This is a genomic window from Geminicoccus harenae (genome assembly GCF_019800005.1).
Taxonomy (GTDB): Bacteria; Pseudomonadota; Alphaproteobacteria; order Geminicoccales; family Geminicoccaceae; genus Geminicoccus; species Geminicoccus harenae.
Map to the genome: position 1 here is coordinate 68,543 of NZ_JABGCL010000003.1, position 18,230 is coordinate 86,772.

16 protein-coding genes and 1 pseudogene are annotated in these 18,230 nt (G+C 70.0%); 9 read left to right on the forward strand and 8 right to left on the reverse strand.

All coding sequences use genetic code 11. The annotated features are described in order from the left end of the window. Nucleotides 1–4 precede the first annotated feature (4 nt). The gene (locus tag HLA95_RS03000; protein ID WP_222182356.1) at nt 5–679 is read right to left on the reverse strand and encodes a GntR family transcriptional regulator; all 675 of its coding nucleotides are present in this window, start codon (nt 677–679) and stop codon (nt 5–7) included. 208 nt (nt 680–887) lie between these two features. On the opposite strand from HLA95_RS03000, the gene HLA95_RS03005 reads away from it, so the two are divergent. The 6 genes from HLA95_RS03005 (at nt 888) to HLA95_RS03030 (ending at nt 8,440) form a co-directional block, all read left to right on the forward strand. Further along, nucleotides 888–1,952: a sugar ABC transporter substrate-binding protein gene (locus HLA95_RS03005; protein WP_322100098.1), complete on the forward strand. Its 1,065-nt coding sequence runs from the start codon at nt 888–890 to the stop codon at nt 1,950–1,952. A gap of 97 nt (nt 1,953–2,049) precedes the next feature. Beyond that, the gene (locus HLA95_RS03010; RefSeq protein ID WP_222182358.1) at nt 2,050–3,588 is read left to right on the forward strand and encodes a sugar ABC transporter ATP-binding protein; all 1,539 of its coding nucleotides are present in this window, start codon (nt 2,050–2,052) and stop codon (nt 3,586–3,588) included. Continuing rightward, entirely contained in the window at nt 3,585–5,660 is a 2,076-nt protein-coding gene (locus tag HLA95_RS03015) for an ABC transporter permease (protein ID WP_191058874.1), read from the forward strand. The genes HLA95_RS03010 and HLA95_RS03015 overlap by 4 nt, the downstream gene beginning before the upstream one ends. 11 nt (nt 5,661–5,671) lie before the next feature. After that, entirely contained in the window at nt 5,672–6,454 is a 783-nt protein-coding gene (locus HLA95_RS03020; RefSeq protein ID WP_191058875.1) for an SDR family oxidoreductase, read from the forward strand. A gap of 24 nt (nt 6,455–6,478) precedes the next feature. Next, the gene (locus tag HLA95_RS03025; RefSeq protein ID WP_191058881.1) at nt 6,479–7,351 is read left to right on the forward strand and encodes an SMP-30/gluconolactonase/LRE family protein; all 873 of its coding nucleotides are present in this window, start codon (nt 6,479–6,481) and stop codon (nt 7,349–7,351) included. A 216-nt stretch (nt 7,352–7,567) separates the two neighbouring features. Continuing rightward, a complete protein-coding gene (locus tag HLA95_RS03030; protein ID WP_191058876.1) occupies nt 7,568–8,440 on the forward strand; it encodes an SMP-30/gluconolactonase/LRE family protein in 873 nt (290 codons plus the stop codon). Between the two features lie 171 nt (nt 8,441–8,611). Here the strand turns inward: HLA95_RS03030 and HLA95_RS03035 are convergent, their stop codons facing one another. Continuing rightward, the gene (locus HLA95_RS03035) at nt 8,612–9,337 is read right to left on the reverse strand and encodes an endonuclease/exonuclease/phosphatase family protein (protein WP_191058877.1); all 726 of its coding nucleotides are present in this window, start codon (nt 9,335–9,337) and stop codon (nt 8,612–8,614) included. A 653-nt stretch (nt 9,338–9,990) separates the two neighbouring features. Further along, on the reverse strand, nt 9,991–10,665 hold the full coding sequence (locus tag HLA95_RS03040; protein ID WP_191058878.1) for an SOS response-associated peptidase: 675 nt from the start codon (nt 10,663–10,665) through the stop codon (nt 9,991–9,993). Between the two features lie 214 nt (nt 10,666–10,879). On the opposite strand from HLA95_RS03040, the pseudogene HLA95_RS03045 reads away from it, so the two are divergent. Beyond that, nucleotides 10,880–12,004 (forward strand): annotated as a pseudogene (locus HLA95_RS03045) (IS3 family transposase); the annotation flags it as partial. 38 nt (nt 12,005–12,042) lie between these two features. Here the strand turns inward: HLA95_RS03045 and HLA95_RS03050 are convergent. The 5 genes from HLA95_RS03050 to HLA95_RS03070 form a co-directional block, all read right to left on the reverse strand. Then, complete coding sequence (locus tag HLA95_RS03050) at nt 12,043–12,237, reverse strand: transposase (protein ID WP_191058879.1); 195 nt, start codon at nt 12,235–12,237, stop codon at nt 12,043–12,045. A 56-nt stretch (nt 12,238–12,293) separates the two neighbouring features. After that, entirely contained in the window at nt 12,294–12,548 is a 255-nt protein-coding gene (locus HLA95_RS03055) for a hypothetical protein (protein WP_191058880.1), read from the reverse strand. Nucleotides 12,549–12,589: 41 nt separating this feature from the next. Continuing rightward, nucleotides 12,590–14,482, reverse strand: a complete 1,893-nt coding sequence (locus HLA95_RS03060) for a DEAD/DEAH box helicase (RefSeq protein ID WP_222182362.1) — start codon at nt 14,480–14,482, stop codon at nt 12,590–12,592. Between the two features lie 373 nt (nt 14,483–14,855). After that, nucleotides 14,856–15,305, reverse strand: a complete 450-nt coding sequence (locus HLA95_RS03065) for a hypothetical protein (protein ID WP_191062124.1) — start codon at nt 15,303–15,305, stop codon at nt 14,856–14,858. A gap of 2 nt (nt 15,306–15,307) precedes the next feature. After that, nucleotides 15,308–16,129, reverse strand: coding sequence for a hypothetical protein (locus HLA95_RS03070; RefSeq protein ID WP_222182365.1), 822 nt, complete (start codon nt 16,127–16,129; stop codon nt 15,308–15,310). A 188-nt stretch (nt 16,130–16,317) separates the two neighbouring features. Between HLA95_RS03070 and cysQ the strand changes: the two genes are divergently transcribed. Further along, a complete protein-coding gene (gene cysQ / locus HLA95_RS03075; RefSeq protein ID WP_222182367.1) occupies nt 16,318–17,076 on the forward strand; it encodes a 3'(2'),5'-bisphosphate nucleotidase CysQ in 759 nt (252 codons plus the stop codon). Between the two features lie 8 nt (nt 17,077–17,084). Further along, complete coding sequence (locus HLA95_RS03080) at nt 17,085–18,218, forward strand: quinone-dependent dihydroorotate dehydrogenase (RefSeq protein WP_222182369.1); 1,134 nt, start codon at nt 17,085–17,087, stop codon at nt 18,216–18,218. The last annotated feature ends 12 nt before the right edge of the window (nt 18,219–18,230 follow it).

The following is an 18,230-nucleotide window of genomic DNA, read 5'->3' on the forward strand; positions in this document are numbered from 1 at the left end:
GCCGTCAGCCCAGCAGCCGCTCCAGGAGTGCCGCCGCTTCCTCGATGTCGGCGCGCAGGGCCGCCCGCGCGGCCCTGCCGTCCCGGCGGGCCAGCGCGTCGCGCATCGCCTGATGCTGCCGGTTCGCGGTCCGCCAGTTGCCGGAGCCGCGCAGCAGGCTGAGATAGGGGCCGATCTGCAGCCACAGGCTCTCGATCAGCGCCAGCAGCGATTCGGAGCCGGCGGCCTCGTAGACGGCGAAGTGGAAGCTGCGGTTGAGCGGCAGGAAATCGCGATGATCCGCCGTGCCGGCGGCCGTCGACATGCGCTGGATCAGCCCGTCGAGCCGGCCGAGCGTCGTGGCATCGACATTCGCCGCCGCCCATTCCGCCGCGATGCCCTCGACCTCCACACGGACCCGGCAAAGGTCGGTGAGCCTTGCGACCGTGAGCGGCGGGATGCCAACCGAGCGGCCGGTCACCACGGTCAGCGCCTTGGCGGCGCTCAGCCGGTGCAGCGCCTCGCGAACCGGCATGGCGCTGACCCCGAACGCCTCGGCGATGCCGCCGATGGTCATGGTCCGGCCAGGCTCCAGCTCGCCGTCCAGGATCATCTGGACCAGCTGCCGATAAACCCGCTCCTGCATGCTGTCCCGGCCGACCGGGCGCGCGGGCAGCCGGCCTGCCTCTACGAGCGTCATCATTCCTCCCCGGTTCATTGGGCGCCGCAGCGCGGGATGGGTCGCGAGCGCGGTTGCCGTATCCCGTGATCTATGATCAAAGATCAGCCAACGGACAATACCGGTGGGTGGATATGCCCGCCCGGAGGGGGAGGCGGAAGGAATGAGGAATCTGCGCAAGCTGTTCGCGTCGCTGCTGGCGGCCGGATGCGTGGTCGGTGCCGGCGGGATGGCCGGCGACGCGGCCGCAGCCGAGAAGCACAAGATCTTCCTGTCGATGAGCTATATCGGCAATGACTGGCAGGCCGAGGCCGCCAACATGATCAAGGCGATGGCCGCCCATCCGTCCATGCGCGACAAGGTCGACCTGCAGGTCCAGGTGGCCGGGCCCAACGCCCAGCGCCAGATCCAGCAGATCAACTCGATGGTGCAGGCGGGCGCCGACGCGATCGTCGTCTACCCGATCTCGCCCACCGCGCTGAACCAGGTGGTCCGGGCCGCCTGCGGCCGCGGCGTCACCATCATCGCCTATGACGCCGAGATCACCGAGCCCTGCGCCCACAACGTCACGATCGACCAGGAAGAGGCCGGGCGTAAGACCGCCGAGTGGCTGGCCAAGGAACTCGGCGGGAAGGGCAAGATCGTCGCGATCACCGGCGTGCCCGGCACCTCGGTCGACACGCTGCGCACCGAGGCCGCCAAGAAGGTGTTCGCCGAGCACCCGGAGATCGAGATCGTCGCCGAGGCGCCCGGCATGTGGAGCCAGGCCAACGCGCGCACCGAGCTGTCCAAGATCCTCGCGACCCACAAATGGGCCGACATCGACGGGCTGTGGATGCAGGTCGGCTGCTTCACCGCGAACGCGATGCAGATCGAGGCGGGCATCAAGCCGGAGGATCTCCTGCCCTGCGCCGGCGAGGGCGCGAACGGCGGCCGCATCCAGGCCCTGCCGGTCGGCACCGAGGTCGAGGGTGCCAACGGCGCCTACGCGCCCATGGGCGCCCGGCGCATCTCCTATGCCTCGCCGCCCTATTCCGGTGCCCTGGCGCTCAAGCTCGCGGTGCAGAAGCTGGAAGGCCAGGAGATCCCCAAGCTCACCACCCTGCCGCTCCCGCTCTACACCAGCGAGGAGATGAAGCTCTGCGAGGAGGGCACCTGGAAGGAGATGTCCGAGGGCTGCAACGTGTTCAAGCCGTCGATCATCACCAATCCCGGCTGGTTCGCCTCGATCTACTCGCCCGACACGCCCGAGGTCGGCCTGCAGGCGGCCCTGGTGGGCCAGCCCGAAGAGTAAACCCGCTTATCGATGGTTCGAGGGGCGAGCCGCATGGTCCGCCCCTGCCGCCGTCTCGTCCTCTCGCCCTCTTCCTTCACCAGGCTCGGAACTCGGCATGGCTGTCGCTGCTGACGCCCTCAAGGTCGTGAACGCCACCAAGGCTTATGGCGCCACCGTGGCGCTGGCCGGCATGTCGTTCACGGTGGCCGCGGGCGAGGTCCATGCCCTCCTGGGCGAGAACGGGGCCGGCAAGTCGACCACGGTGAAGATGCTCTCGGGCTTCATCCAGCCGGACGAGGGCGGCCTGGAACTGTTCGGTCAGCCCGTGCGCCTGGCGCGGCCGCAGGATGCCCAGCGCCTGGGCGTGCAGACCGCCTACCAGGAAATGACCCTGGTCCGCGACCTGACCGTCACCGACAACATGCTGATGCCCAACGCGCCGACCGGCTTCTTGGGCCAGCTCCGCCGGCGCGAGGGCGAGCGGCTGGTGGCGGCACACCTGGACTCCCTGGGCCTTTCCGACATCGACCCGCACGCCGAGATCCGCGAGCTGGAGCTACCGGTCCGGCAGAAGATCGAGATCGCCCGCGCAGTGTTCCGCAAGCCGCGCATCCTGCTGCTGGACGAGCCCACCTCCAGCCTGTCCGGCCGGGACATCGACTGGCTGGGCGAGCTGATCCGCACGGTGACCAGCGACGGCGTGACCGTGGTGTTCATCTCCCACCGGATGCCGGAGGTGCGGCTCTTCTGCGACCGGCTGACCGTGCTGCGCAACGGCAAGGAGGTCGGCACCGCACCGGTGGACCAGGTGAGCGACGACGAGGTCGTGCGCATGATCATCGGCCGCTCCCTGGCCGCGACCTTCCCGCCCCGGCCGAAGCCCCGCCCGCGCCCGGCGACACCGCCGGTCCTGGAGGCGCGCCGGGCCGCCACGGCCGGACGGCTGGAGGATGGCAGCTTCTCGCTCTGGCCGGGCGAGATCCTGGGGATCGCCGCCCTGCAGGGCATGGGCCAGCAGCAACTGTTCCTCGCCTGCTTCGGCATGGCGCCGCTCACCGGCGGCCAGATCCTGGTGGACGGGCGCGAGGTGACCCTGGCCTCACCCAAGGACGCGATCGCCGCCAATATCGGCATCAGCCTGGTGCCGGAGGACCGCAAGACCGAAGGGCTGTTCCTGAAGCTGGACGGCCGGCGCAACGTGTCCTTGCCGGTGATCGACCGCTTCACCCGCCACGGCCTGATCGACGAGGCCGCCGAGACCGAGGCGGTCGCCAAGGTGTTCCGGCAGGTAGAGGTGGCGCAGCGCGCGCTCTACACGCCGGCCGGCGCCTTTTCCGGCGGGAACCAGCAGAAGATCGCGATCGGCAAGTGGCTGCTCGCCGGCAGCCGCACGCTCCTGATGTTCGACCCGACCCGCGGCGTCGACATCGGCACCAAGCACCAGCTCTACCTGATGATGCGCGCGTTCGCCGATGCCGGGGGGGCAGTGCTGTTCCATTCCACCGAGCTCGCCGAGATCGTGAACCTGTGTGACCGGGTGCAGGTCATGTATGGCGGCCGGACGGTCGCCGAGCTTTCCGGCGAAGCGATCGAGGAGGAAGCCATCATGCGCTACGCCCTGGGCGAGCAGCGTCAGCCCGGGATGGCGGCATGAGCACGACCCTGACGGTAGGCGAGCGCGCACCCAACCGCCGGCGGGTCGGCCTCGGCCGCACGCTCGCGCGCAGCCGCGGCCTCCTGGTGGCGTTCCTGGTGTTCGTCGCCCTGTTCCTGGTGGTCGACTGGATCTCGCCCGGACCGTTCAGCTATTTCGAGCTGAGCTTCATGTCGTCCGGCGGCGCCACCCTGGCGCTGGCCGCGATGGGCCAGACCTTCGTGATCCTGAGCGGCGGCTTTGATCTCTCCGCCGGTGCGGTGATCTCGCTGGTCAACGTGGTGCTCGCCACCTCCATGGGCGAGAGTGCGGGCTCGCAGCTCGCCATGGGCGTGGTGGCGCTGCTGATCGGCGGCGCGGTGGGCGCCTTCAACGGCTTCTTCGTGGCCTTCGTCCGCCTCCAGCCGATCGTGGTCACCCTGTCGTCCATGTTCATCGTCCAGGGCATCACGCTCCTGATCATGGACAAGCCGGGCGGGATGGTCGCACCCGAGTTCTCCATGGCGCTTACCGGCGACGTGATCACCGACCTCCTGCCGGCCCCGATCGTGGTCCTGCTGGTTGCCCTGCTGGTCTGGTTCCTGGTGCGCAACTCGCGCTTCGGCACCGGCATCTACGCGGTCGGCAGCGACGAGGAGGCGGCGCGCGCCGCGGGTATCGCCACCCGGATGGTGAAGTTCTGGACCTACACCCTGGCAGGCCTGTTCTACGGGGCCGCTGGCGCCTTCATCTCGGCGCAGACCGGCTCGGCCGACCCGCTGATCGGCCGGCCGATGCTGCTCCAGGTGTTCACCGCCGTGGTGCTGGGCGGCACCATGCTGGGGGGCGGGCGCGGCGGTGCGGTAGGCTCCCTGATCGGCGCCTACATCCTGATGATCGTCGTCAACATCCTGCTCGTGCTGAACGTCTCGGCCTATTACAGCTCGGTGGTCGAGGGCGCGATCCTGATCCTGGCGGTGCTGGCCGGCTCGTTCCACCGCAACTCCCCGGTGGCCGGCTATCTGCGCCTCATGGTCAGCAATCTGCGGGCGCGCCGTGCCGGAACGCTCGCCAGCAACCATCCGGGCCAGCGCTTCTCGCCGACGCTGTCGGTCCCGGCCGCCAAGGCCGGCGAGACGGAGCGGGCCTCCTGGCTGGAACGGCACCGCGCGACCCTGCGCTACCTGGTCCCGGCCTATGTGGGCTTCGCGATCGTGCTGGTCGCGACCCACCTGATCTACGGCAACACGCTCACCAACCCCGCCTATTTCAACTCGCTGCTGGTGCTCTCCTCCTTCCTGGCGATCCTGGCGCTCGGCCAGGGCACGGCGATCCTGACGGGCGGGCTGGACCTGTCCCTGCCGTGGCTGATCGGCCTGATCGGCATCGTCACCGCCGACCTGATCAGCGGCTCGGACTCGGCAGCGCTCTGGGTGATCCCGTTCGGCCTGCTGCTAGGCACGGCACTGGGTATCGCCAACGGCGCCGGCATCGTGTTCCTGGGCCTGCCGCCGATCGTGATGACCATCGCGATGAACGGCATCCTCCAAGGCGCCGCCCTGGTCTACAGCGACGGCACGCCCGCGGGCTTCGCCTCGCCCACCCAGCGCTGGCTGATGACCGGCAGCTTCCTTGGCGTCACCCCGGTGATCTGGCTCCTCCTGCTGTTCGTGGCAGCCGCCCTCCTGCTGCTCGGCCGCACGCCGTTCGGCCGGCGCGTCTATGCGGTGGGCAACAGCCCGCTGGTGGCCCGCCTGTCCGGCGTGGGCGTCGGCGGCACGCTGATCGGCACCTATGCCCTGTCCGGCTTCTGCGCGGCCTTGGTCGGCATCCTCCTGTCCGGCTTCTCCGGCCAGGCCAGCCTCGGCATGGGCGACGAGTACCTGCTGCCCTCGATCGCGGCGGTGGTGGTGGGCGGCACGCTGATCACCGGCGGGCGCGGCCATTACCTGGGCATGCTGGGCGGCGTGCTGCTGCTCACGGCCCTCGCCACCCTCCTGGCGGGCACCACCCTGCCGAGTGCGGTGCGCGACATCATCCTGGGCGTCGTGGTGCTGGCCGCCGTGCTGGCCCTGCGCGACCGCAATCCCTGACAACGGAGCTCATGGCCATGGCGGAACTTCTGGCAACGGGGCAGCGGGTCCTGGTCACCGCCGGCGCTGCCGGGATCGGCCGGGCGATCGTCGACGAGCTGGTCGCCGCCGGGGCCCGGGTGCTGGCCAGCGATGTCGACGCGGCGGCTTTGGCTGCCCTGAAGCAGGCGCAGCCGGACGTCCTGACCTTCCAGGCCGACGTCGCCGACGAGGCGGCGGTCGACCGGCTGTTCGAGGAGGTGCAGGCCCAGCTGGGCGGCCTGGACGTGCTGGTGAACAATGCCGGGATCGCTGGGCCCACCGGGGCGATCGAGGAATTGTCGCTGGCCGACTGGCGCCGCTGCATCGATGTCGACCTGACCGGCCAGTTCCTGTGCGCTAGGCGCGCCGTGCCCATGCTCAAGTCCGCCGGCGGCGGGGTCATGATCAACATGAGCTCGGCCGCCGGCCGGTTCGGCTATGCCTTCCGCACCCCCTATGCCGCCGCCAAGTGGGGCGTGATCGGCCTGACCCAGAGCCTCGCCAAGGAGCTGGGGCCGGCCAACATCACGGTGAACGCCATCCTGCCCGGCATCGTGGCCGGGCCGCGCATGACCGGGGTGATCGATGCCCGCGCCAAGCAGGTGGGCGTGCCGTATGAGGAGATGGAGGCGACCTATCTCGCCCGCGTCTCACTCCGGCGCATGGTGAGCCCGAACGACGTGGCCGCCATGGCCCTGTTCCTGATCTCGCCCTTGGGCCGCAACATCTCCGGCCAGTCCCTGGGCGTGGACGGCAATGTCGAGAGCCTCTGAACGAACGGGAAGCCTGCTGCCATGCTGCGCATCGAACTCCTGACCGACACGCGCGACGAGCTGGGCGAGGGCCCGCTCTGGGATGTCCAGGAGCAGCGCCTCTACTGGATCGACAGCCACGGCAAGGCCGTTCACCGCGCCGACGCACGCGGCCAGGACCGGCGGAGCTGGCAGGTGCCCGAGCATATCGGCTCGATGTGCCTGCGCGAGGGCGGCGGTGCCGTGGTCTCCCTGCGCAACGGCTTCCATTTCCTCGACCTGGCCTCCGGCGAGGTCCAGCCCATCGCCGATCCCGAGGCCGGCATCCGCCGCACTCGCATGAACGACGGCAAGGTCGACCGCCAGGGCCGCTTCGTCGCCGGCGGCATGGACTATGAGGAGCGCGAGCCGCTGGCCGGCCTCTACCGCCTCGATCCCGACCTGAAGGTGACGAAGCTGGAAAGCGACATCATCGTCAGCAACGGCCCGTGCTGGAGCCCGGACGGCAGCATCTTCTACTTCGCCGACAGCTGGACCCGGAAGATCTGGGCCTATGCCTACGACACTGCCACCGGCGACCTGCTCAGCCGGCGGATCTTCGCTGACTTCGAGGGCCATCTACGCGGCTACCCCGACGGCGCCACCGTGGACGAGGAAGGCTATGTCTGGAGTGCCGAGGTCTATGGCGGCCGCCTAGTCCGCTTCGCCCCGGACGGCACGATCGACCGGCTGGTCGGCATGCCGGTGGACAGCATCACCAGCGTGATGTTCGGCGGTGCCGACCTCGACATCCTCTACGTGACCTCCATGGCCCGCCCGTTCGGGGGCAGGCGCCGCCAGGAGCGCGAGGCGGGCGGCCTGTTCGCCGTCCACGGCCTGGGCGTGCGCGGCCTGCCGGAGCCGCGCTTCAAGGGGTGACGACGCCGGCTCCTGGCTCCCCCTCATGTCATCCCCCGGCTTGATCGGGGGATCCACAGGCGGGGAGTGGCCCATCTCGGCCGGCAGGGCCTGAAGCCTGCTGGCCAAGCTGGCGCCGATGCCGACGACCGGCCGTTGATCCCCCGGTCACGCCGGGGGATGACAGAAAAGAACAGCCGCGGGCCGAGCCCGGCCATGGCAGAAGGAGAACAAGCAATGCGCATCGAGGTCCTGGTCGACGTCAAGACCACGCTCGGCGAAGGCCCCTTGTGGGACGTGGACGAGCAGCGCCTCTACTGGATCGACAGCTTCGACGGCCGGGTGTTCCGCTGCACCGAGGACGGCCGCGAGGTGCGTGCCTGGGACGTGCCGCAGAAGATCGGCTCGATGGCCCTGCGCAAGAACGGTGGCGCCATCGTCTCGCTGCAGCGCGGCTGGCACAGCCTCGACTTCCAGTCCGGCGAGGTCGAGCTGATCCACGACCCGGAGCCGGGCAAGCCGAACAACCGGATCAATGACGGCAAGGTCGACCGCCAGGGCCGCTTCGTCGCGGGCTCCATGGACACGATGGAGGAAGGCCCGAACGGCGCCCTCTACCGCCTGGACCCGGACCTGTCGGTGACCAAGCTGGAAGACGGCATCATCGTCAGCAACGGCCCGTGCTGGAGCCCGGACGGCAAGACCTTCTACTTCACCGACACCTGGTCCGGCGAGATCTCCGCCTACGACTACGACACCGCCACCGGCGCCATCGCCAACAAGCGCACGTTTGCCAGGATGCAGTGGGAAGGCGGCGCCTTCGACGGTGCCACGGTGGATGCCGAGGGCTGCGTCTGGAGTGCCATCGTCTATGCCGGCAAGCTCGCCCGCTATGCGCCGGACGGCACGCTCGACCGGGTGATCGACATGCCGGTCAAGAAGGTCACCAGCGCCATGTTCGGCGGCCCGAACCTCGACATCCTCTACGTCACCTCGATGGCCAAGCCGCCTTTGCCGCGCTTCCCGGACGACCCGACCCCGCGCGGCTCCCTGTTCGCGATCCACGACCTGGGCGTGCGCGGCGTACCCGAGGCCCGCTTCGCGGGCTGAGGGGGAGGGCTGGCTTCGTCGCCATCCCTTCCTCCAGGAACTGCATGGTCGCTGGGGTCGACGGGCCATGGGCGTTGCCCTGGCCGGTCGACCTGCCAGGGCAACGATCGAGGCCTGGCAGGCGCCACTGCACCACGTCCGGGTCACGCGCCGGCCGTTCGGTTCAGCCGATCATCTTGCAGCGGTGCACCCGTCATGGGCCCGCCGGATCTCGATGAAGAGGCCGACATGGTCGCTCAGGGGCCGCCCGTCGGGATCATGCCCAGGCAGTGCACGTACCCGCACGGCCCGCAGATCCGCCGTGTGCCAGAGGTGATCGACCGACGGCTGGCCGAGCTTTGGAATGGTGCCCTCCGTCGCCAGCCGCAGGAACGGCGGGATGGCATCCATCAGGGCATGGAACACGCACAGGGGTGCCTGCTTGCGTGGGATGAACTGGTTGACGTCGCCCAGCACGATAGTGCGTCCGGCATAGTCATGGCGTGCGAGGATGCCGGAGAGGCCATCGAGATAGGCGAGATGATCCTCCCACGGACGCCGGTCCTTCCGTCCGGTGGCGACATGCGCCGCGGACCAGGGCACGCACACCCCGATCAAGCGTAGCGAGCCGAGCGGCGTCTCCGTCGTGCCCGCGACGAAGCGGCCAGGAGGAAGCCGCTCGTCGCCCAGATCGTCGCTGCCGGTCCATGGCTGCCTGTTCCAGAGCAGCACCTTCCGCCGCCCCTCCTTCAGCGGATAGCCGTAGTCGGCCCTAGCATGGATCAGATGCCCGTCGGGCAGGAAGTCCGAGTGCGCCTCGGTCAGGCAGACGATGTCGGGATGGTGCTGCTCGATGATGTCCGCGATCACCCGCCCCGCCGGCGACGGGCGGCGCCGCCAAGCGATGTTCCAGAGCACGATCCTGACAGAAGGCGCGCCACGTCCCTGTTCCTGCATGGTGCTGCCAGCCGGCTGCCTCCTGGGTGATGCACAGGACCTAATTGCAGTTCGTCGGGCTCAGCAATCCCACGAGCTTTCTGTACGTATCGGGCGATGCCCTTTCGCACCCGGGCTGAGCTTCGCGAACGTGCCAGTCTCGGCATGCTGTGATTCAGGCAAGTTCATCCTGCCTCGGTCTGTGGACGCTCGCGATCGGCTTCTGGGCGTGGAAGGAGTGCCCGATATCGGAGAAGAAGCGCCTCTTTCCGGCGAGGTCGTCGATAGGCCCTGACGAGCGGGTTGCCGATCGTCCGTGCGGCGGCGGAACTCGGGCTGTACGAGACGCAGTCGCGGCGGCGGTGGTTCGCGGAGCCGCGAAAGTCCCGATTGAAGCCGGAAATGCAGCGCACTGAGCTGGGGAGCGACATCCCGACAAGAGGGCCATGCCATCTCCGGAGCCGCCTCCCGATGTGGCTCGAATTCACCGCCGAGGACCGTCAGGCCTCGCCGCTTCGGGCGATGTGCCGGGTGTTCCTGCACCGTCACTACCCGTCCACCGCCAAGCCCGTCAGCGACTGGCCAACCTGCTGCCCAGGCGGCCGACAGCCATGCCGCCCCGGAACGAACCGACCTCAGAAAGGCAAGGACGGCTCCGGCCCATCCTCCCGCAGCCCGTCTTCCCGCTGGCCGGTCGCCACGACCTGCAAGGCCGTGTCGGGCAGGGGCCGCTGCAGGGCGAGCGCGTCCTCGGTGGTACCTTCCAGCCAGGTGTCGCACTCTTCCTGGGTGGTCAGCAGCACCGGCATGGCCTTCGCATGGATCGGCCGCACCACGTCGTTGGCCGGGCAGGTGAGGAAGGCGAACAGCCGGTGCTCACCCTCGGCCGGCTCCGCCTTGGTGCCGCGCGTCCCGGACCAGGGGCGCCACAGCCCCGCGAACGCGAACAGCGGCCGGGACGGGTCGAGCGCGAACCAGTGCGGCACCTTGGGCTGGCTGTCGGTGTACTCGCAGAACGAGCTGGCCGGCACCAGGCAGCGCCAGCCGGGCTTCAGCCAGCCGCGCCAGTAGGGGCTGGCGAGGTTGCGGATGTTGGTCACCGGCCGCCCGCCCAGGTTCGGCGGCGGCGGGAAACCCCAGCGCATCATGGCGAGCTCGCGCGTCCCGTCCTGGGCCCGGTGCACCACCGGGGCCAGCCGGTCCGGGAAGATCGCCGGCAGGAGGGGCAGGTTGCCGGTCGTGTCCCGCATCGCCCGGGTGAACGCCCGGATCGCGTCCTGACCCTTGGTGAGCGAGTAGAGATTGCACATGGGCCGCCACTCTCCCGATCCGCCGCCACGCCGCCAGCCCTGGCACCATCCGGCCCGCTGCTCAACCCCGTGTATCCCGCCCTGACCCCATGCCCTCGCCGGCCATGCCGTCACTCCCTGGGGCCGACCACGGCTTTCCGGTTCGTGCCTCCACGGCCAGGCGCTGCTGTGGTTCGAGCATCCGCGGTTATGCCCGGGGGGACACAGGATGCGAAGGCCAGCCACATCATTGGCATCCTTGTCGACCGATCCCATTGCGCCGCCAGCCGACCAGGTGGCCGAGATCGCCAGGCTCCGTCGTGAGCTCGATCGGACGCGGATGGAGCGCTGTGTCCTAAAGAAAGCCATCGGCATCTTCTTTGGAGATGCAGAAAGGGAGCTCGCCTTCATCGAGCGGCATGGCTGCACTTGGTCGGTGCGCCGCAGGTGCCGCGTGCTCGAAGTATCCAAGAGCGGCTATCACGGGTGGTGGTCGCGTCCCGAAAGCGCCCGGTCGGCCACGAACCATCAACTCTGGAGGATATACGCCGGATCTATGTGGTCATCATGGGCGGTAGGGTGCACCTCGCGTGCGCGCGGCCCTACGGGCCGGAGGTTGCTCGGCCAGTCGTGGCCGCGTGGAACGTCTGATGCGGCGCCATGGCATCCGGGCGCTCGCGGGGTGCCGATTCCGGCCGTGAACGACCGAACAGCCGTCACGACCTGACGGTTGCGTCCAACCTCCTGAAGCAGGCGTTCTCGGCGTCGGCGCCAACAGGATCTAGCTCACCGACATCACGTACCTGCCGATTGGAAGGATGGCTCTACCTGGCTGCCGTGCTCTATCTTGCTACCCGTAAGGTGGCAGGCCCGTCGCGGCCTACTGGCCGCGGTTCCTGCGGACATGGATCAGCGGTCTTGCCGACCGCTGATGGTCCATGCGCGATCACATGCGCACCGAGCTGACAGCGGCCACCCTCATGACGGCCGACCAGTGGCAGAGGCCAACCACCGGTCTCGTCTGCTATTCGGATCGTGGCAGCCAGTATGCTGCTAAGGCTTACCGCAAGCAGCTCGCCGGCATGAAAGCCAAGCCGTTCATGAGCTGAACCGGCTGTTGCTATGACAACGCGCCGCCTCCCAGGCCTCCTAGCCTGGTCTTCCTCGGAGAACGGATGGATCGGCGGCAGCCGATCCATGGAGAGCTTCTTCCACACCCTGAAGGTGGAACTCGTCCATCAACGACGATGGGCGACCCGGGAAGAGGCCCGACGCGACCTGTTGGCCTGCATAAGGCTACTACCACCGGCAGCGCAGCCACTCGGCCCTCGGCTACATCCCGCCCGAACAGGCCGAACGGAAAGGGAGCTGCCTCCAGGTCCGCGAAACCGGGGAGGATCAATGGTCCGACAGGCGGTACCACTGTTGAAGTAGCAGCGCCTTCGGCTGGACCAGCAGCGGGCAGGCAGGGTGTCCGACCAACGCTTCGTACATCGGCTGCAACGGCGCCTCGATCCGCACCCAGTCCGCCTGGGTCCAGATCCGCTCCAGCCGCCGGTTGCTGCCAAAGGCTGCCGGCAGCACAGCTTCCACCGGCTCACCGCCTCACGCACCATCGGCGCCTCCTTCACCTCGCAACTGGCAGCGAGTCACGGCAGCACCATGGAGCCAGAAGTTTCGCGGCAGTCTCCAGGGCTCCGCACTGCGGCCGAGTAGCGGTCACAGGCATCGATGCGCGTGACCTGGATCTCGACCGCGTACCCGTCGGTCTCCTCTGGAGGAAAAGCCAGCTCCGCTTGCCTGCCTGCCTTGTCGACATCGGGATACCAGCCGCATGGCGCCGGGTCTGCCCCATCACCATAGCCGCCGGCGCGGCACGAGACAGCGGAGCGCGCGGCGGTCATCGCTCGCCTCCAGCCTCTGCGCCATGTCCTTCATGGCCGATCTATCCCGCTTCGCCGGCAACCCTGCCGCGCCCCTGTTTGCCCGAAGCACGACCGCCCCGCGGACCATTTCCCGGCCGCATACCCGTCCGGCGCTCCTGCATGGACCAGCCGTAGCGGGGGTCGTCCCGGATCAGCTCGAGCTGGCTGCGGATCCGGTTGCGCTCCAGCCAGCCGATCTCGGCCTCGAGCTCGGCCTGGGTCATCATGCCCCGGGGCTTGCCGAACAGCCGCTTCAGCACGGCGTTGTAGGCATGGTAGTCGCAGGGCTGGCCCGGCAGGCTGGTTTCCGCATCCTCGATCACCTGGGCAGCCACCAGCTGGCCCAGCTGGCGACGCAGCCGCTGCTCGGCCTGGGTCGGCGTCTCGGGGAGGCGGTCGTCCGCCGGGATCGTGTGGCCGGGCAGCGGTCCGGACGCACCGCGCGGCAGCACGGTCTCGAAGCGCAGCTCGGTCGCCTCGGACCAGAGCGGCCGCAGGACCGAGCCGTGACGCATCACGTCGTCCTGCTCGCCCAGCGGTAGTTCCGCCTGGTCGCCCGAGCGGCGGGCCCGGGCGCGGCCGGACTGCTCCATCTCGATGGCGCGGCGGAACATCCGGAACAAAGGATCGTCGGGGTGATAGATCAGCGCCCGCTGCTCCTCATAGCTGCCGCCATGCGGATCGAAGCGGGTGGCGCGGGCCGCCATCTGCTCCAGCCAGGGCACCGAGCGGATCTGGGTCAGGCAGGCGACATGGCTGACCTCGGGCGCGTCCATGCCCTCATAGGCCATGCCGACCGTGACCAGCACGGACGGGTCCGGCCGCAGCCGGAAGCGCGCGATGCGCTCGACCGCATCCCGTTCCTCCGAGATGGCCAGGGCCACGCCGGCTTCTGCCCCCTTCGAGTTCAGCCAGCCGCGCAGGATCTCGGTGTAGCGCCGGGCGGTCGCCTGGTCCGGTGCCACCACCAGCAGCTTGCCCAAGCCGGGCGCCGCCTGGCCCGGTCCTAGGCCCAGCGCGACGCGGCGCCGGGCGCGATGCTCGCGGCAGTCGTCGAACGCGCGGCGCAGGACTGCCTCGGCGTAGCCGGTGCGCAGCGCGGTGAACAGCATCGGGCGCAGCTTGTCGCTGGCCTGGGAGAACGACTCGACGCAGGAGAGCTCGCCGTTCAGCAGCCATTCGGCCCGGCCGTCCAAAGCGCCGAACCGGATCGGGATGATCGCCCGCTCGGCCAGGGCCGCACGTCGGTCATAGCCCACCACCGCCCAGCCCGGTATGCCCAGCTCGAGCCGGCGCTGGCCCGGTGTGAGGCGGTCCCGGCGATAATCGAGCCACAGGATCGGCCGCCGGTCGGAGCGCTCCAGCGTCCCGGACATCAGCAGGCGCAGCCCGGCATTCTCCAGCAGCGGGAGCAGGGCCTGCGACCAGGCCGTGTCCTCGGCTGCCTCGGCCGCTGCATCCAGGTCGCTCAGCCCCGGCAGATGGTGCAGCTCGTCGACGCAGAGCAGGTAGCGATGCCGCCGGAACTCGGCCAGGTGCAAGGCGGGCGCGGCCGCGATCGACTGGTAGGTGGTGACGTAGCCGGCCAGCCCGCGGCAGGGGTCGGGCGCATTGTCGGCAGCCCGGACCGAATGTTCGTGGCCGAGCAGGGCCCGCCAGGCCCGGTCGACGAACGCCTCCTCGGCCTGGCGGCGCAGTGTGTCCCGCGGCACGACCCAGCAGATCCGCTCGACGATCGGCCGGGCCTGCCCCGGCGGCACTGCCCCCAGCAGCCGTGCCGCCGCGATTACCGGCAGCGCCGACTTGCCACCACCCGGCGTGACCGCCGCCAGGATGTCGGTGCAAGCCAGCTCGCCCATCGCGATGCCGCGGCAAAGCCGCTCGATCTCCTCCTGATGGCGGCGCAGGCGCAAGCGTGCTGCCCGTCAGCACGAGCCGATGGGGCGGGGCGGCACAGGCGCAGAGCAACGGCTCAGGACAATGCTCCTTGGATGCCGGCATCCTGACCATACCGCAGCAGCCTGCGGTGGACGGACCATCGAGCACATCTCCATGAGTGCTCCAACATATGGTATCACATGATGATCTAGCTTCTATATATTGATTCACTCCTACGTCAATGACCATATGCCTATCCTGCCACTGGCTGGAGCCGGCCCAACGATCAGCACGCGCGAGGACAGGATCAGGTGATGGATTGGGATCGGCCTGATGTTGTGACGGGCCAAGGTCCTCAGGCCGGAGGGCCTGAAGGCGGGATGGCACGAGCCGGGATAGCGGCTGGGTTCACGGGCGGCCGGAGCCCGGCAGGCGAACCACCGGCCCCGGGCGCGGCAGGGACGGAGCGAAGCTGCCGGCCAGGTAGTCGATGCCGGCCTGGGCGGCCTGACGGCAGTCGGCGGCGGAACGGAGGCCGGTCAGGAAGCTGCGCAGGCCGTGGCGGCGGGCGAGGGTGGCGAGGTCGTGCGCATGGTGCAGATCGTCCGTCGCCATGCCGACGATGCTGGCCCCGATCAGGTGCTCGACCCGCGGCTCGGCCAGGTCGACCAGGATGCCCAGGCAGAATGGCCGCAGATAGGCCATCAGCTCGCGCACACGCGACTGGACGATGTCGGGCGGCAGGTTCCTGACCTCGAACAGGAGCCGGCGGGCGGAGCTGCGCGGGAGGCGCCGGCATGCCCGGCAGAACGGGTCGCGCAGCCGGATCGAGGCCAGCGTCTCGTACCGTACCGGCACGATCAGCCAGGCCTTGCGGCCGCGGCGGCGGTGGCGGGCAGGGCGGCTGCGGCCATCTCGACCGACCAGAGATCCGGATCATCGCCCGGCAGGTGCGTCCCGGCATCAGGGGCAGCCGGCTCCAGGCGGTAGGCGGCCACCAGCCCCCGGGCCGGCGCCAGCACGGGCTGCCAGGCCACGGCCGGTGCCGCAGGTGCCGCGGTGGCTGCCGCTGGTGCTCGGCGGTCCGGCAGCGCCTGGTCGGCCCGCGCCAGCGCTTCGGCCACCCGCGCCTGCAGCCCCTGCGGATCGACGACCCCGTCCAGCAGGTGGTGGAGATCGGCCGGAACCGAGCGGACCCGGACGCCGGCACCGCCGGGGTTGATGCCGCGCAGGCGCCCGGTGATGGCGCCGGCCAGCAACTGGGCGCGGCGCCGGGCGTCCTCGTGGGGCAGGCCGCTGCAGAGCAGGTGGATGCGGCCCCCATCGGCCAGCAGGTACAGGTCCTGGTCGCCCAGCGCCCGTTCCAGTGCGGCCGCCACGAACTGCAGCGCCTTGTCGCGCAGGGCCGGCCAGCGCCGGCCGAACCGGAGCCGGACCTGCTCCAGGTCCAGCACCTGCACGCAACCCGAATCCGGATGGCCGCCCGCCCGCTGCTGGAGTGCGCGTAGTTCCTCCAGCCGCTGCCGGAACAGCTCGGGCCGGCCCGGGTCCAGCCGGTGCCGGCCGCCTGGACCGTGATGGACCGGGCCCGGTGCATCCCCGTCCGCTACGGGAAACGTGGCGGCAATTGCCGCCGGGTCCGCCGCTCCCGTCACCATCGCCGACCCTTCCTCGGATCGCATCGCACTACCCTTCTCCCGGCACACATCGGGGCTGCCGTCCGCCCCCGGCACCGATGGAACCGTTCCGCCCGCTGGCACCTGCGGCCGGTTCACTCTGGCAGATTCAGGTTGAACAAAGGTAAACGCCTTGGCGGCACCGCCCACCCGCCGGGCGCGGGGCCGCATCCAGCCTCCGGAGAGCCGCAGCCTTGTTCTCGCCCATCCTCATCCTGCCCCAGGTGGTGGCGATCGCCGATCGCGCCGGTGCCGCCATCCTGCGCCACTACGAGCAGGGCACGGCCGCCACCGCCAAGGCCGACGGCTCGCCGGTGACCGCGGCCGACCAGGAGGCCGAAGCCCTGATCGTGGCAGCACTCCGGGAGCTCACCCCTTCGATCCCGGTGGTCGCCGAGGAGGCGGTGGCCGCCGGCGACATCCCGGAGGTCGGCAATGGCAGCTTCTGGCTGGTCGACCCCCTGGATGGGACGCGCGAGTTCATCGCCCGCAACGGCGAGTTCACGGTCAACATCGCCCTGATCGAGGCGAAGCGGCCGATCCTGGGCGTGGTGCTGGCACCGGCGATCCGCACCGCCTGGTGGGGGGCGCTGGGCCACGGCGCCACGCTGCGCGATCCGGAGGGCACGCGCACGATCCAGGCGCGGCCGGTGCCGGCGGCACCGGTGGCGGTCGCCAGCCGCTCGCACCGCGACGCCCGCACCGATGCCTGGCTCGCCGAGCAGAACGTGGCGGACATCGTCTCGGCCGGCAGCTCGCTCAAGTTCTGCCGGGTGGCCGAGGCCCAGGCCGACCTCTACCCGCGCTTCGGCCGGACCATGGAATGGGACACCGCGGCCGGCCAGGCGGTGCTGGATGCGGCCGGCGGCCGGGTGCTGCGCCTGGACGGCAGCCCGCTGGCCTATGGCAAGCCCGGCTTCGAGAATCCCGAGTTCATCGCCAGGGGTGCCTGAGCGGCCGCATGCTGCACCATCTCCTCCATCTGCTGCCGGCCGAGGCGGCACACCGCGTGGCGATCCGTGCGACCGCCCTGCTGCCCGCCGGCCGGCCGGTGCCGGAGCCGCTCCTGCGCACCCGGCTGGCCGGGCTGGACCTGCCGGTGCCGGTCGGGCTGGCTGCCGGGTTCGACAAGAGTGCGGAGGCGTTCGACTCGTTCGGGCGCATGGGGTTCGGCTTCGTCGAGATCGGCTCGGTGACGCCCAGGCCGCAGGCGGGCAACCCGCGGCCGCGCCTGTTCCGGCTGCCCGAGGATCGGGCGGTGATCAACCGGATGGGCTTCAACAATGACGGGCTGGAGGCCGTGGCGCGGCGGCTGGCGCGGCGCTCGCCCAAGGGGCCGGTGCTCGGCGCCAATATCGGTGCCAACAAGGACACGGCCGACCCGGTGGTCGACTACCGGCTGGGCGTGCGCCGGCTGCACGACCTGGTCGACTATCTGGTCCTGAACGTCAGCTCGCCGAACACGCCGGGCCTGCGCCTCCTGCAAAAGCAGGAGGCGCTCACCCGCCTGGTGGCCGAGGTGCGCGCGACGCGCGACCAGGTGGCCTCGGGCGGGCGGGTCCGGCCCTTCTTCGTTAAGGTGGCCCCCGATCTCACCGACACCGACGAAGCGGCGATCGCCGAAGTGCTACTGGCCGAGGGGGCCGACGGCCTGATCGTGAGCAACACCACGCTGGCGCGGCCGGAAAGCCTGCGCTCGGCCAGGCGCGGCGAGGCCGGCGGCCTGTCCGGCGAGCCGCTGTTCCAGCCTTCCACCGAGCTGCTCCGGCGCTTCCGCGAGCGCCTGCCGGCCCTGCCGATCATCGCGGTGGGCGGGATCGATTCGGTGGAGCGCGCCTGGGCGAAGTTCCGGGCCGGGGCCGACGCGATCCAACTCTATAGCGGCATGGTCTATGAAGGCCCGACGCTCGCCCGGCGCATCCGCCAGGGCCTGCGCCGGCGGCTGGAAGCGGAGGGGCTGGCCCATCTGGGCGAGCTCGGCGGCCGGCCCGGTCAGGCCGACCCATCGTCCGACCTGCCGTCCGAACCATTGACGCGGGGGCCAGCGAGGGCGCATCCAGGCGGGCGCTTGCCTGAACATTTCCCGGAGCCCTGAGCTTGGCCAGGA